This is a genomic window from Enterobacter sp. PTB (assembly GCF_051130085.1).
Classification (GTDB): domain Bacteria; phylum Pseudomonadota; class Gammaproteobacteria; order Enterobacterales; family Enterobacteriaceae; genus Enterobacter; species Enterobacter ludwigii.
The window spans coordinates 312,499-326,855 of the sequence record NZ_JBDKEE010000003.1; the positions used below are offsets into that span (position 1 = coordinate 312,499).

17 protein-coding genes are annotated in these 14,357 nt (G+C 56.6%); 4 read left to right on the forward strand and 13 right to left on the reverse strand.

Annotation, left to right across the window (positions count from 1 at the left end; genetic code table 11):
* Positions 1-38: 38 nt before the first annotated feature.
* The 9 genes from flgJ to flgB are packed head-to-tail and all read right to left on the reverse strand — an operon-like array spanning position 39 to position 7,209.
* Positions 39-992, reverse strand: coding sequence for a flagellar assembly peptidoglycan hydrolase FlgJ (flgJ, locus tag AAIR21_RS05695; protein ID WP_183516455.1), 954 nt, complete (start codon positions 990-992; stop codon positions 39-41).
* Positions 992-2,089 (reverse strand): flagellar basal body P-ring protein FlgI, encoded by a 1,098-nt coding sequence (locus tag AAIR21_RS05700; protein WP_014169561.1) that lies wholly within the window; start codon positions 2,087-2,089, stop codon positions 992-994. The genes flgJ and AAIR21_RS05700 overlap by 1 nt, the downstream gene beginning before the upstream one ends.
* A 12-nt stretch (positions 2,090-2,101) precedes the next feature.
* A complete protein-coding gene (gene flgH, locus AAIR21_RS05705) occupies positions 2,102-2,800 on the reverse strand; it encodes a flagellar basal body L-ring protein FlgH (RefSeq protein WP_023311139.1) in 699 nt (232 codons plus the stop codon).
* 57 nt (positions 2,801-2,857) lie between these two features.
* Positions 2,858-3,640 (reverse strand): flagellar basal-body rod protein FlgG, encoded by a 783-nt coding sequence (gene flgG / locus AAIR21_RS05710; protein ID WP_008500810.1) that lies wholly within the window; start codon positions 3,638-3,640, stop codon positions 2,858-2,860.
* 11 nt (positions 3,641-3,651) lie between these two features.
* A complete protein-coding gene (locus tag AAIR21_RS05715) occupies positions 3,652-4,407 on the reverse strand; it encodes a flagellar basal body rod protein FlgF (protein WP_014169559.1) in 756 nt (251 codons plus the stop codon).
* 20 nt (positions 4,408-4,427) lie between these two features.
* On the reverse strand, positions 4,428-5,636 hold the full coding sequence (gene flgE / locus AAIR21_RS05720) for a flagellar hook protein FlgE (protein ID WP_014169558.1): 1,209 nt from the start codon (positions 5,634-5,636) through the stop codon (positions 4,428-4,430).
* Positions 5,637-5,662: 26 nt separating this feature from the next.
* On the reverse strand, positions 5,663-6,373 hold the full coding sequence (flgD, locus tag AAIR21_RS05725; RefSeq protein ID WP_014169557.1) for a flagellar hook assembly protein FlgD: 711 nt from the start codon (positions 6,371-6,373) through the stop codon (positions 5,663-5,665).
* Between the two features lie 11 nt (positions 6,374-6,384).
* Positions 6,385-6,789, reverse strand: coding sequence for a flagellar basal body rod protein FlgC (gene flgC / locus AAIR21_RS05730; protein WP_013097138.1), 405 nt, complete (start codon positions 6,787-6,789; stop codon positions 6,385-6,387).
* Positions 6,790-6,792: 3 nt separating this feature from the next.
* Positions 6,793-7,209 carry a flagellar basal body rod protein FlgB gene (gene flgB / locus AAIR21_RS05735; RefSeq protein WP_014169556.1) on the reverse strand — a complete coding sequence of 139 codons (417 nt, stop codon included), beginning with the start codon at positions 7,207-7,209 and terminating at the stop codon, positions 6,793-6,795.
* 157 nt (positions 7,210-7,366) lie between these two features.
* On the opposite strand from flgB, the gene flgA reads away from it, so the two are divergent.
* From flgA to flgN, 3 genes are all read left to right on the forward strand, one after another.
* Positions 7,367-8,026, forward strand: coding sequence for a flagellar basal body P-ring formation chaperone FlgA (flgA, locus tag AAIR21_RS05740; RefSeq protein ID WP_183516456.1), 660 nt, complete (start codon positions 7,367-7,369; stop codon positions 8,024-8,026).
* A 93-nt stretch (positions 8,027-8,119) separates the two neighbouring features.
* Positions 8,120-8,413 carry a flagellar biosynthesis anti-sigma factor FlgM gene (gene flgM / locus AAIR21_RS05745; RefSeq protein WP_014169554.1) on the forward strand — a complete coding sequence of 98 codons (294 nt, stop codon included), beginning with the start codon at positions 8,120-8,122 and terminating at the stop codon, positions 8,411-8,413.
* Positions 8,414-8,417: 4 nt separating this feature from the next.
* Positions 8,418-8,843: a flagella biosynthesis chaperone FlgN gene (gene flgN / locus AAIR21_RS05750; RefSeq protein ID WP_183516457.1), complete on the forward strand. Its 426-nt coding sequence runs from the start codon at positions 8,418-8,420 to the stop codon at positions 8,841-8,843.
* A gap of 59 nt (positions 8,844-8,902) precedes the next feature.
* Here flgN and murJ read toward each other — a convergent pair whose 3' ends face one another.
* The 4 genes from murJ to rimJ all read right to left on the reverse strand — a co-directional run bounded on the left by murJ (position 8,903) and on the right by rimJ (position 12,800).
* Positions 8,903-10,438: a murein biosynthesis integral membrane protein MurJ gene (murJ, locus tag AAIR21_RS05755; protein ID WP_020884681.1), complete on the reverse strand. Its 1,536-nt coding sequence runs from the start codon at positions 10,436-10,438 to the stop codon at positions 8,903-8,905.
* A 191-nt stretch (positions 10,439-10,629) separates the two neighbouring features.
* Positions 10,630-11,553: a Gfo/Idh/MocA family protein gene (locus AAIR21_RS05760; RefSeq protein WP_183516458.1), complete on the reverse strand. Its 924-nt coding sequence runs from the start codon at positions 11,551-11,553 to the stop codon at positions 10,630-10,632.
* A gap of 2 nt (positions 11,554-11,555) precedes the next feature.
* Complete coding sequence (locus AAIR21_RS05765) at positions 11,556-12,206, reverse strand: YceH family protein (RefSeq protein WP_020884684.1); 651 nt, start codon at positions 12,204-12,206, stop codon at positions 11,556-11,558.
* A 9-nt stretch (positions 12,207-12,215) separates the two neighbouring features.
* Complete coding sequence (gene rimJ / locus AAIR21_RS05770; protein ID WP_013097146.1) at positions 12,216-12,800, reverse strand: ribosomal protein S5-alanine N-acetyltransferase; 585 nt, start codon at positions 12,798-12,800, stop codon at positions 12,216-12,218.
* 236 nt (positions 12,801-13,036) lie between these two features.
* Between rimJ and mdtH the strand changes: the two genes are divergently transcribed.
* Complete coding sequence (gene mdtH / locus AAIR21_RS05775; protein WP_014169547.1) at positions 13,037-14,245, forward strand: multidrug efflux MFS transporter MdtH; 1,209 nt, start codon at positions 13,037-13,039, stop codon at positions 14,243-14,245.
* Positions 14,246-14,357: the final 112 nt, after the last annotated feature.

Here is a 14,357-nt window from a genome sequence, read left to right on the forward strand (position 1 = left end):
GAAGGTTATCGGCAGCCTCCACCGGGACTTGAGAACTTTCAGAACAGATTTTCGATATCTGTGCTATAGGCTTTGCTGACCTTCTCGCCCATCGATTTCAGCTGCTGAATCATACTGGTGAGCTTACGCGCATAGTTCGGATCGGTGGCGTAGCCCGCATTCTGCAGTGCCTGAGCGCCCTGCTCCGCGGTTGCCGCCTGTGTAACGGCGGTGTAACGCGGATTTCGGCTCAACAGGCCCACATAGTCGGATAAGGCTTCCAGATAGGAGCTATAGACACGGAATTTGGCTTTAAACTTCACCGCCGCACCGTTTTCATATTCAGTGGTGGTGATCTCGGTGGTCGGCCCCTTCCAGCTCGACGTGGCCTTCACGCCGAAGATGTTAAAGCTCGGATCGCCGTTTTCTTTACGGATCTGCCGCTGACCCCAGCCGGACTCCAGCGCCGCCTGCGCGAGGATCAGGTGGTGAGGCACGCCGCTCTGTTCACTGGCAAGACGTGCCGGCAGCGAGAGCTGCGCCAGGAAGTCTTTGCTGTCGCCAGAAAGTGGCTCATCGCTGGTACTCGTGGCCTTCGGTACGGCTTTGCGCACCATCTGCGTCAGAGCCTGATTCTGATAACTGGTCACCGTTTGCAGGTCGAACTTCATCGGCACCTGCTGTGGCTTATCATCCGGCTGGATGCCCTGCGCGGCTTCGGTCTGTTTGACAATCATATCAGCCAGACCGAGTCCTTTCCCGGCGGTCATCTGCTGCGCAATCTGCTGGTCATACATGCTGGTGTAAAGACGGGTTGAATCACTGCTGAACATCCCGTCTTTCGGCAGGGTTTCACGCATGCTTTTCAGCATCATCTGTACAAACATCCCTTCCACCTGGCGGGCGACCGGGCGGATATTCGCCGCCGGGTCCTTACCTGCTTTGGTTTTCAGTTCGTTGAGCGACTGGGCATCCCAGGCAGCACCGGTCAACAGCTTGCTATCGGTCAGCATCAGATGATTTCCAGTTTGGCGCGCAGACAACCCGCGCTTTGCATGGATTGCAGAATCGACATCAGATCCATCGGCGTCGCCCCCAGGGCATTCAGGGCCCGAACCACGCTATTGAGGTTCGCGCTGGAGCGTACGCTCTGCAGCGATCCACCGCTCTGGCGCAAATCAATCTGCGTTTGTGGCGTCACCACGGTCTGGCCACCCCCGAACGGGGTATCAGGCTGACTGACGTTGGCGGAGCGGTTGACCGTCACGGAGAGGTTACCCTGCGCCACGGCACAGCTGTCGAGCGACACTTCGCGGTTCATTACGACCGAACCGGTGCGCGAGTTGATAATCACTTTGGCATCCTGAACCGGAACATTCACTTCCATATTCTGGATATCAGCCAGCATACGGACCTGGTTGCTGCTGCCGGTAGAGGTGCGGATCTGCACGGTACGGGCATCCAGTGCCGTGGCGCTGCCGTAGCCGCGGCTACGGTTGATGGTGTCGGCAATCTGCTGCGCCATCGTGAAGTCTTCATTATTCAGTTGCAGGTTAATGGTGTTGCCTGCGCCAAACTGGGTCGGCAGTTCACGCTCAATGATCGCACCATTGGTGATACGCCCGCCGTTCAGCTGGTTCACCTGCACACTGCTGCCGCCCGCAGACGCGCCGGCACCGCCGACCAGAATGTTCCCCTGCGCCAGCGCATAAACCTGGCTGTCGACCCCTTTCAGCGGAGTCATCAGCAGCGTGCCGCCACGCAGGCTTTTGGCGTTACCCATTGACGAGACCACGACATCAATTGTCTGCCCCTGGCGCGCGAACGCCGGGTAGGAGGCGGTGACCATGACCGCGGCCACGTTTTTCAGCTGCATATTGGTTCCCGCCGGGACGGTAATACCGAGCTGGGAAAGCATGTTGTTCAAACTTTGAGTCGTGAATGGCGTCTGGGTGGTCTGGTCGCCCGTTCCGTCCAGCCCCACCACCAGGCCATAGCCAATCAGCGAGTTTTCGCGTACGCCCTGAACGCTGGTGAGATCGCGAATACGGTCAGCCTGGGCAAACGTTGCCACCAGCGCCAGCGCCACGGCGAAGATCGATTTAAACATGGGTCACCTCGCTTACATCGGCGATAAGTTAAGGAAGAAACGCTGCAGCCAACCCATATTTTGCGCTTCATTGATGTAGCCGTTACCGACGTACTCGATGCGCGCATCCGCCACCTGGGTGGACGGAACGGTGTTGGTGCCGCTGATGGTGCGAGGATTAACCACGCCCGAGAAACGAATGAACTCAGTGCCCTGATTGATGGCGATCTGTTTTTCACCCACAACGTGTAAATTGCCGTTAACCAGCACCTGGTCAACCGTCACCGTCAGCGTGCCGCTAAAGGTATTGCTGGCATTCGCGCCACCTTTACCGTTAAAGGTATTGCCGCCAGAGGCCTCGACATCAGCACGCGCATTGCCGAACAGGCCCTGCAGATAGCGTGGAACGGTATCGAAACCGAAATTGGTTTTGCCATCGCGGCTGGCATTCGCCGACGAGCTCTTGCTCGCGCTGACGTTTTCCTGCAGCACAATGGTCAACGTATCGCCGACATTACGCGGGCGGCGATCTTCAAACAGCGGTTGATAGCCATAATTGATTGGCTGCGCGGTCTGGAAAATGGAGCCGTTCACCACTGGCGCCGGGCCAGGAACGGGTTGGGCGGTAGTCGCACCCTGCACTAAAGGTTTAGACGGGATCAAGGCACACCCGCTGAGGGTGACAGCCAGAACAGTCAGTATCGGATAACGAAACGCCGCGTTTTTTTGCATTGCCTTCATCTTCGAAAACAGGGAGCCGGCGCGGCGTTGACCGCACCGGGCTACACCTTAGAGTTGCGTCAGTTTCTGCAGCATCTGGTCGGTCGTCGACACTGCTTTACTGTTAATTTCATACGCGCGCTGGACCTGGATCATATTCACCAGCTCTTCCGCAACGTTCACGTTCGAGGTTTCCACATAACCCTGATACAACAGACCCGCACCGTTGAGGCCCGGGGTGCTTTCATTTGGCGTACCGGAGGATTGCGTTTCGGTGTAGAGGTTCTCACCAATGCTTTCCAGACCGGTGTCGTTCATGAAGGTGGTCAGGTTTAGTTGTCCAACCTGAACAGGTGCGGCCTGCCCCTGCTGCGTCACACTCACCACACCGTCACGCCCGATAGTGATACTCAGGGCATTCGCCGGGATGGTAATCGCAGGCTGAACCTGGAAACCACCCGCCGTCACCAGCTGACCATTCTGATCGACCTGGAACGATCCGTCGCGGGTATAGGCAGAAGTACCGTCAGGCAGCTGCACCTGGAAGAACCCCTGGCCTTTGATTGCCACGTCTTTGCTGTTGTTGGTCTGAGACAGGTTGCCCTGGCTATGCAGACGCTCGGTGGCTACCGGACGAACACCGGTACCAATCTGCAGACCGGATGGCAGCGTCGTTTGTTCAGAAGACTGCGCTCCCGGCTGGCGGATGGTTTGATAAAGCAAATCTTCGAAAACGGCACGCTGACGCTTGAAACCATTGGTGCTGACGTTTGCCAGGTTGTTGGCAATCACATCCATGTTGGTTTGCTGCGCGTCCAGGCCAGTTTTCGCGATCCATAAAGAACTGATCATAAGGAGTCCTGTTAACTCATAGCCAGAAGTTGGTTAGCCTTGCCCGCGTTTTCATCAACGCTGCTGATAATCTTCATCTGCATTTCAAAACGACGGGCACTGGCGATCATGTCGGTCATCGCTTCGACCGGCTTGACGTTACTGCCTTCCAGAACGCCGGACATCACGCGGATGCTCGGATCGGCCTGTAACGTGGCACCCCGAGTGGCCTGGGTCGCCTGGGTCAGACGGAACATCCCGTCATCACCACGCTGCACCTCTTTGCCTTCCGCCTTCACCAGCTTCAGACGCCCGACGGGCGCAACGGTATTGGCCGGATCGCCCGGGTTCAATGCCGAAATGGTCCCGTCGGCCGCGATAGTCAGCTCAGACCCTTCCGGCACCGTCAGCGGACCCGCTTCACCCATTACCGGATGACCCTGAATCGTCAGCTGGCCCGTGGCACTCACCTGGATGTTACCGTTACGGGTATATCCTTCACCGCCGTCAGCGGTCTGCACCGCCAGCCAGCCGTCCTGTTGCAGGGCAACGTCCAGCGGGCGTGAGGTGTAATCCATCTGGCCTGGCGTCATATCCGCACCCGGCGTAGAGGCCGTAACCAGCGTACGCGTCGGCAGGGAGAGCCCTTCCACCGGGACCGCACGCAGCGCATTAAGCTGCGCACGAAAGCCCGGTGTAGAGGCGTTTGCCAGGTTGCTGGCAGTAACAGCCTGCTGATTGAGCGTCTGGCTTGCCGCGCCCATCGCGGTATATATTGCGTGATCCATTGCGCTTTCCTGTCAGCCGCTTAACGCAGGTTAACCAGCGTGTTGAGGATCTGATCCTGGGTTTTGATGGTCTGCGCGTTCGACTGATAGTTACGTTGCGCGACGATCATGTTCACCAGTTCTTTACTCAGATCCACGTTAGACGCTTCCAGCGCACCGTTGGTCAGCGTACCGAAGTTACCGGAGCCCGCGGTACCCAGCAGCGCCACGCCAGAAGACTGGGTGGCAGACCAGACGTTATCGCCTTCAGACTTCAGACCTTCGTTGTTAGCGAAGTTAGCCAGCACGATCTGGCCCAGGGCCTGGGTCTGTTCGTTGGAGTAGTTACCCACCACGGTGCCGTCGTCGTTGATCTGGTAGCTCACCAGGTCACCCGGTTTGTAACCGTTCTGGTTGGTTGCCACGATGTTATTGGCGCCGGTGTTCTGCTGCATGGAATTGGCGAAGCTCATCGCAAACGTGGCTGGCGTTGCACCTGGAACGGTGCCGGTAGTGATATTGATGCTGCCGCCGCCGGTCAGTACGCCGCTGGTGTTGAAGGTCAGCGTGGTCGCCAGGGATGGCGTGCTTCCTGCAACGCTGCCGTCCTGGGCATAGACTTTCCAGGAGTTTGCCGGAGTCGCGTCTTTAACGTAAAACAGGTTCATGTTGTGCGCATTACCCTGGCTGTCAAAGACCGTCACCGTCCCTTTTTTGTTGTAGCTGTCAGGGTTGGTCGGATCAAAGGCAGTGGTTGGCGCGGTGTCAGTAGAGTTCAGGTTGATCTGCTGGGACGCGGTGGTGGTGGATTTCGCCGCCATCAAGGTCGTTGGGATATTGATCGCCTGCGGGTTAGCGCCGGTCTGAACCGTTGGCGGGGTACCCGCAACAGGATAACCGGTTAATTGCAGACCCTGCATGTTCACCAGGTTACGGTTTTCGTCCAGTTTGAACTGACCGTTACGGCTGTAGAACACAGAGCCGTTGGAATCGACCATACGGAAGAAACCGTTCTGGCTGATGGCGACGTCCAGACCACGACCGGTGTTGGTCGTCGTACCGTCGGTAAAGTCCTGAGTGATGCCCGCAACTTTCACGCCCAGACCCACTTTGGAACCGGCAAACATATCTGCAAATGAGGCAGAACCGGATTTAAAACCATAGGTCGCGGAGTTGGCGATGTTGTTGCCAATGACATCCAGGTTGGTGGCCGCAGCATTCAGGCCGCTGACCGCTTGAGAAAAGGCCATGACTTACTCCTGATAAGTGTTAAGGCTTAGATAATCTGCCGAACTTCGTCGAGCGTGGTGGTACCTGAGGTACCCAAATCCAGTTTGTTACCGCCAGCGCCTTTAATCACGCCCTGAACCAGCGCGAACTGCAACGGCTGCGCCACCAGTTGGGTGGTTCCGTTGCTGGCGCTGATCGCCACTTTGTAAGAACCGTTTGGTGCTTTCGTGCCGTCGGTCAGGCTGCCGTCCCAGGTAAAGGTGTGTACGCCTGCCTTCAGCTCACCAATCTCAATGGTGCGTACCACTGCCCCGCTCGCATCGCTGATTGTCGCAGTCACTTTGTCAGCCGGCTGCTGCAGCTCAACGCCAAACGGTGTGGTGGTCGTGGTTGACGTCCCCTCGGTAGTACTGGTGCCGGCAAGGATCGTGGTCCCCGGGATCATCACCCCATGACCAATGAGATTCGCAGCCTGCAGAGACTGGCTGTTGTCAATCTGACCGGAAACGGAGCCAAGGGTGGTGTTGAGTTTTTCAATGCCGCTGACGGTACTGATCTGCGCCAGTTGCGTGGTCAGCTCGTTGTTCTGCATCGGATTGGTGGGATCCTGGTTCTTCAGCTGCGCCACCAGCAGCGTCAGAAAGCTGCTCTGCAGATCGGACGCGTTACTGCCCGTCAGGGCGTTGGAACCCGTCGAACTTTTGGCGCCATTAACACCTGAGTTCGTGGGATCATTCACATTTACGGCAATGGACATGCATGTCTCCTTTACTGGCCGAGAGTGAGTGTTTTGAGCATCATGCTCTTCACGGTATTAAGCACTTCGACGTTTGCCTGGTAACTGCGTGACGCCGACATGGAGTTCACCATCTCACCCACCACATCCACGTTAGGCATTTTTACGTAACCGTTCGCATCCGCCAGCGGGTTGCCAGGCTCATACACCAGCTTGTCCGGTGCCTGGCTCTCAACCACATCAGAGACTTTCACACCGCCGGTGGCCGCACCTGGCGCCGCATCGACCTGAAAGACGACCTGTTTCGCACGATAAGGCTGACCGTCTGGTCCGGTCACGCTGTCGGCGTTCGCCAGGTTACTGGCGGCTACGTTCAGACGTTTGGACTGCGCGGTAAGCGCCGAGCCGGCGATATCAAAAATATTCAGCAAGGCCATTTATCAGTTGCCCCCCTGCAGGACGTTCATCATGCCTTTGATTTGTCCGCCGAGGACGGTCAGGCCTGTCTGGTATTTCAGGCTGTTATCGGCAAACTGTGTACGCTCCCGGTCCATGTCCACGGTATTACCGTCGAGTGAAGGCTGGTCGGGAATGCGATAAAGCAAATCGGTCGTTGGTGCGGTCATCGTCTGAGCGGGAATATGACGTGAGGAGGTCAGCGCGAGCGCGACACCGCTCCCTTCTGCGCGTCCACGCTCCATCACTTTTTTAAGCTCACTGGAAAAATCAATATCGCGCGCCTGATACCCTGGCGTATCGGCGTTAGCGATATTGGCGGCTAAAATTTCCTGCCGCTGGGCACGTAAATTGAGCGCTTCCTGCTGAAAACGTAACGCGGCGTCGAGTTTATCGAGCATGTCTCCTCCGCTGATGGCAAAATTTCAGTTCACAGCTTAAATCTCAACCCATCCGCCTTATCGACGGAATAAGCGCAAAATGCGTCGCTATTTATTGCGTTGATGAAAAACCACTGCAGGTAGAATTCACTCAATTCTGGAAACGGTGGAACTTGCGATGCAAACGTTAAAACGTGGCCTGATGGCAACTTTCTTGCTTTTTAGCCCCCTGGTGCAGGCGGATGGTTTACAGGATCAGCTAAACACCTTTTTTGCCCAGAAGCTGGCGGGCTTTAGCGATGAAGTTGTCGTCACGGTACGCACGCCACCAAATCTGTATCCCTCCTGTGAGCAGCCGTCATTTACCGTGACCGGCACCACCAGACTGTGGGGGAACGTGAACGTGCTGGCACGCTGCGCCAACGAAAAACGGTATTTACAGGTTGCAGTCCAGGCGACAGGCAATTATGTTGTCGCCGCTGTCCCCATTGCCCGGGGCTCCGCACTGCAGGCCAACAGCGTGACGTTGAAACGCGGCCGTCTGGATCAGCTGCCGCCACGGACAATGCTTGAAATTAACCAGGCGCAGGACGCCGTCAGCCTGCGTGATGTCGCACCGGGCCAGCCGATACAGCTGTCGATGCTGCGCCAGGCGTGGCGCGTCAAGGCGGGTCAACAGGTGATGGTGGTGGCCAATGGAGATGGCTTCAGTATCAACAGTGAAGGGAAAGCGTTAAACAATGCCGCGGTGGCGCAAAATGCCCGCGTCAGAATGTCTTCAGGGCAGGTGGTTAGCGGAACCGTCGATTCTGATGGGAATATTCTGATTAACCTATAATCTTTTTAAAGATTTCGCTGCAGCTGCCGATAAATATTCAACTATTGATGATGTCAGGCGCCAACGCCGCGAACCCTCGATGAGGACAACACTATGAGCATTGATCGTACATCAGCCCTGAAGCCGGTAAGCGCTGTACAACCTCGCGAAACGAATGACGCTACGCCGCAGAAAACGCGTCTGGAAAAACCGTCAACGTCTAACAGCACCAGCGTAACCCTGAGCGATGCCCAGGCAAAACTGATGCAGCCAGGCGGCAACGATATCAACATGGAACGCGTTGAAGCGCTGAAAACGGCTATTCGTAACGGCGAGCTGAAAATGGACACCAGCAAAATTGCTGACGCCCTGATTCAGGAAGCGCAGAGTTTCTTACAGAGTAACTAACCGTATGAGTCGACTGTCAGAAATACTGGATCAAATGACGGTTGTCCTGAACGACCTGAAAATGGTAATGGACGCTGAGCAACAGCACCTCTCTTCCGGTCACATCAACGGCAGCGCGTTGCAGCGTATTACTGAAGACAAAAGCTCGCTTCTGGCGACGCTGGATTACCTTGAGCAGCAACGTCGCGCTGAGCAGGATCCTAAGCGCAGTGCTAACGACGATATCGTTGAGCGCTGGCAGACTATTACAGAAAAAACCCAGCACCTTCGCGATCTCAACCAGCATAACGGCTGGCTGCTTGAAGGTCAGATAGAGCGTAATCAGCAAGCGCTTGAGGTGTTAAAGCCGCATAAAGAAACCGGGCTGTACGGTGCGGATGGTCAGACAGCGACGGCACGTATTACGGGCGGGAAAAAGATTTCGATTTGAAGCATAAGCGACAAATCAAGCAGTGGGGAGCACCATAAGGTGAACTCCCCTTTTGGCGTTTATGCCGTACGGCGGGCAAACTCTTTCACTTTGAAGCCCAACACGGCGAGGGTGGCAAAGTAAGCCACAACCCCAACACCCACCACGGCCATCAGTCGCAGCAGACGATAAGGCATGGTGCCGAGCGACCACTCCGGCATCACGTGCATCATGCCGAGCAACGCCGCTGCCATCACCAGCACCGCAATAACCAGTCGCACAAGGAAACTCGCCCAGCCCGGCTGCGGCGTGAAGATATCCTGCTTACGCAGCTGCCAGTACAACAGCCCGGCATTCAGACAGGCCGCCAGACCAATAGACAGAGCCAGACCCGCGTGCTTCAGCGGGCCAATAAACGCCAGGTTCATCAACTGGGTCATTACCAGCGTCACCAGGGCAATCTTCACCGGGGTTTTAATGTTCTGACGGGAGTAGAACCCTGGCGCCAGCACTTTAACAACAATCAGCCCCATCAATCCCACCGAGTACGCCACCAGCGCCTGCTGAGTCATGGACGCATCATGGGCTGAAAATTTACCGTACTGGAACAGCGAGACGGTCAGCGGTTTCGCGAGGATCCCCAGCGCCACCGCGCTTGGCAGTGCCAGCAGGAAACAGAGGCGTAAGCCCCAGTCCATCAGGCGGCAATACTCATCATGGTTGCCGCTGGCAAAGCTTTTAGAGAGCGACGGCAGCAGAATCGTCCCCAGCGCGACGCCCAGTACGCCAGAAGGAAACTCCATCAGACGGTCAGCGTAGTACATCCATGAGACCGAACCGGACACCAGGAAAGAGGCAAAGATGGTATTGATGATAAGTGAGATCTGGCTGACAGAAACCCCGAGGATTGCAGGTCCCATCTGCTTCATGACGCGCATTGCGCCGGCATCACGGAAATTAATGCGCGGCAGAACCAGCATGCCAATTTTCTTCAGATGCGGCAGCTGATATGCCAGCTGCAGGACGCCGCCCACGGTCACCGCCCAGGCCAGCGCCAGTACCGGCGGGTTGAAATGCGGTGCGGCAAACAGGGCAAAACCGATCATGCTGACATTCAAAAACGTCGGCGCAAACGCCGGAACGGAGAAGCGGTTCCAGGTATTGAGGATTGCCCCCACCAGCGAGGCCAGCGAGATCAACAGGATATAAGGAAAGGTAATGCGCAGCAGCTGGGTGGTGAGCGCAAATTTATCAGCGGTGTCGGCAAACCCCGGCGCGGTCACCATAATCACCCAGGGCGCAGCCAGCATCCCCAGGACTGTCACTATAGCCAGCGCCAGCGTCAGCAGCCCGGAGACATAGGCGACAAACACCCGTGTAGCATCTTCGCCCTGCTTGCTTTTATATTCCGCCAGAATTGGAACGAAGGCCTGCGAGAAAGCCCCCTCAGCAAAAATACGGCGCAATAAATTCGGCAGTTTGAACGCGACGAAAAAGGCGTCCGTTGCCATCCCAGCACCAAAAACCCTTGCCACAATGGCATCGCGCGCAAAACCCAGTACGCGAGAAAACATGGTCATCGAGCTGACGGCTGCCAGCGATTTTAATAAGTTCATTAATGTGAATTTCCACAACCATACGGCAAAACGCCTGCAGAGCAGGCGTAATGAATGCCCGACGGCGTTGCGCTTGCGCAGGCCTTCGGATTTGCAGGCCGGGTAGGCGAAACGCCTCCCGGCGAAACCAACAATCGGCGCTTAGTCTACCCGGATTTAAGGGAATTACTATCGGCAGATGTTACAGAGGGTTATTCACTCATGGCCTCTCGCCAGAGCCGTTCCACGATGCGTTGCGCCATGATGGCCTGTTCACCGGCGGTTTCCGGAACCGTCTGATTTTGCACGCAGCTAATGAAGTGACGGGCGCATCCCGCGAAGCCGCGTTGCTCCAGAGTGCTCTGCCAGCCCGGCGTCGGAAGCGTGACCACACCGTTGCCCTTCTCTTCACGCCACTCCCGCATGTCGGTGATGTCATACAGCGCACCGTCAGTGACGGCCTGGACAAACTCCCGCTGACTGCCCGCACGCCGATGCATGCTGGTGGTCACCTGCAGATGTTCCAGCGCAAAGTGGTGCTCGGCGTAGACCATCTCGCCCAGATCGTTGGTCATCAGGGTCCCGCTTTTCAACTGAGCCTGGCCGTTCGTCAGCCAGAGCGCCGTGTCCACCACGTGCAGATAATCATCGAGAAGCGTAAAGCGCAGATCGTTTGGCCCGACGCTGTCGGTACGGTGTTTATCCATCCTCAGAGAGGCCAGCGCGCCCGGCTGTGCCTTCAGTTGCTGATAAAGCGGAGCGAAGCGGCGGTTAAAGCCCACCATCAGCGTCAGGTTCTTGCGTGCCGCCAGCTCTATCAGTCGCTCGGCATCCTGAACGTTCTCCGCCAGGGGCTTATCCACACAGACGTGAACACCGGCATTCAGCAGTTCGCTGACCACCTGATAGTGCGTTGCCGTTGAGGTATGCACAAATACCGCATCGCACTCGCGGGCAAGATCAGACAGCGAAGCGGCGTATGGTATCCGCCAGGTTGCGCAGATGCGTTCAGCCTTCTCGCGGGTAGGTGACCACGCGCCCTGAAGCGTCCAGTCCGTTGCCGCGCCTAATACCGGTAACCAGGCTTTTTGTGCAATACCGCCAAGCCCCACCACGCCTACACGTAATTTTTTCACTGTTAATCTCCCAAATGTGCCAGCAGTGCGTCCAGGCGCTGTTTCAGCCCAGCGACCTCCTCTTCCAGCGCGTCCACGCGCGCCGTCAGGCTGCCGCTGACAACAGTGGACTCTTGTTCCGTTGCCAGCGTCGCGGTATCCACCTCGCCACTGAAGAGATGCATATAGCGGCTCTCACGCTTGCCCGGTTCGCGCGCCAGACGCACCACGTAAGGGCCATCCTCGCGGGTTGCAAGCCCTTCCAGGGTTTGTTCCACTTCCTGCATATCCGCAAACTCATGCATACGGGAAGCCCGTGTGCGCAGCTCGCCGGGAGTCTGTGCCCCGCGCAGTAAAAGGGTCGTAATCACCGCCACTTCCGCGGCGCTCAACTTCAGGTCGCCGAATTCGGAATTACAAAAACGTTGTTCGTACTTGGTGACGCGGTTTCCGAAGCCGCTGACGGTGCGCAGATAATGGCGTTTCACCAGTTCATCCAGCACATCCTGAACGTCATGCTCGCTGAGGTTCATTACCGGCTCGCGGTTGGTCTTTTGGTTGCAGGCCATCATGACGGCGTTGACAGAGAGCGGATATTGCTCCGGCGTCGTGACCTGTTTTTCCAGCAGGCATCCGACGACGCGCGCTTCTGCACCGCTTAACTGATATTTCATCTCTTCTCCTTAACGACCCGCTGTCCAGTCCCGGGTAGTTAATGCCGTGAGGACATGGTCGCGCCATTCTCCATCTATCAGCAGATAGTCTTTGGCGTAACCCTCTTTCTCAAACCCTAAACGCGCCAGCAAATTACCGCTGCGCTGATTATGCGGCATATAGTTCGCCATAATACGATGGATATGTTGCGTGCGTTGCATATAACGGATTGCCACCGTTAATGCTTCATACATCAGCCCCTGCCCCTGCCATTTCTGACCGATGGAGTAGCCGAGGTAGCAGGCGTGAAACGATCCGCGCACGACGTTTGAAAAGTTGGCGATGCCGATGATCTCTTTTTCTTCAGGATCCAGCAGCGCAAAATAAAACGCACTTCCCTGCTTATGAAATTCCGCAATCATACTGAGGCGCGCCTGCCAGCCGGATGGGTAACAATGGCTCTCATCCCGAACGGGTTCCCAGGGTTTTAAAAACTGGCGATTCTCGGCGTAATAATCCGCCAGACGCCAGGCATCACGCTCATGCACCAGACGAACGACCAGCCTGTCCGTTGTCAGACGCACTTTTGGCACATTACTGCGATAGCCAAACATCGATACCACTCCTTCCCGTCACTTCTGCTGACCCATTAGCTTTACTATACCTGTGCCTGCGCCGTCTGTGAAAACAGTGACATACCATTTTGACCTCTTTTCACATTTTTCGATGAGAACTCTCTATCAAAGCGCTCTTTTGATAAAAAAATATTGTCACGCCCAGGGGTGGGAAAACGCGCAGTAACCCCGCAGAATGTTAGCGTGCTCACCATCCTGTTTTCCCTGGAGGGAAAATGTCCCGCGTATCACAGGCGAGGAGCCTGGGTAAATATTTCCTGCTAGTCGATAACATGCTGGTCGTGCTCGGCTTTTTTGTCGTGTTTCCTCTTATCTCGATCCGCTTTGTCGATCAGATGGGCTGGGCGGCGCTGATGGTTGGCATCGCGCTGGGTTTACGCCAGTTTGTCCAGCAAGGCCTTGGGGTGTTTGGCGGTGCCATTGCTGACCGCTTCGGCGCGAAACCGATGATTGTGACCGGTATGCTGCTTCGTGCGGCAGGCTTTGCCACGATGGCGGTGGCCCATGAGCCCTGGCTTCTGTGGTTCTCCTGCTTTCTCTCCGGGATCGGCGGAACCCTGTTTGACCCGCCGCGTACCGCGCTGGTGGTGAAGTTAATTCGCCCGCAGCACCGCGGACGTTTCTTCTCGATTTTGATGATGCAGGACAGCGCGGGCGCGGTAATTGGCGCGCTTCTGGGGAGCTGGTTGCTGCAGTACGATTTCCGTCTGGTCTGCGCGGCTGGCGCGGTGCTCTTTATTCTGTGCGCCCTCTTTAATGGCCTGTATCTGCCAGCATGGAAATTGTCGACGGTGAAAGCGCCGGTACGCGAAGGGCTGGGCCGCGTCCTGCACGACAAACGTTTTGTCACCTACGTATTGACCCTGACGGGTTACTACATGCTTGCCGTGCAGGTGATGCTGATGCTGCCTATCATGGTCAATGATATTGCGGGAACCCCGGCCGCCGTGAAATGGATGTACGCCATCGAAGCCGCGCTTTCGCTGACGCTGCTCTATCCGATTGCCCGCTGGAGCGAACGGCGTTTTCGCCTGGAGCATCGTCTGATGGCCGGGCTGTTTTTAATGACGCTGAGCATGATGCCCATCGGTCTGGTGAATTCTCTCCAGCAGCTGTTTACGCTGATTTGCACCTTCTATATCGGCTCTATCATCGCCGAGCCGGCTCGTGAGACGCTGAGCGCCTCGCTTGCAGATGCGCGTGCCCGCGGCAGCTATATGGGGTTCAGCCGACTCGGTCTGGCCTTTGGTGGGGCTTTGGGTTACGCCGGCGGCGGCTGGCTGTTTGATGCAGGCAAAGCGCTGAATCAACCGGAACTGCCGTGGATGATGCTCGGCGCGGTGGGCTTTATGACGCTGCTGGCCCTCTGGTGGCAGTTCAGCCAGAAACGCAGCGCAAGCGGTATGCTCGAACCGGGCGCATAGCCCTTCCCTCTGGCGGGAGGTCCCTCCCGCCTCACTTCTCAGTTTTTTCTGCTGGTTTCTGCCATTTCACACTGACATACTGACGTAACAGGACAGAAGCGCCGATTTTTCG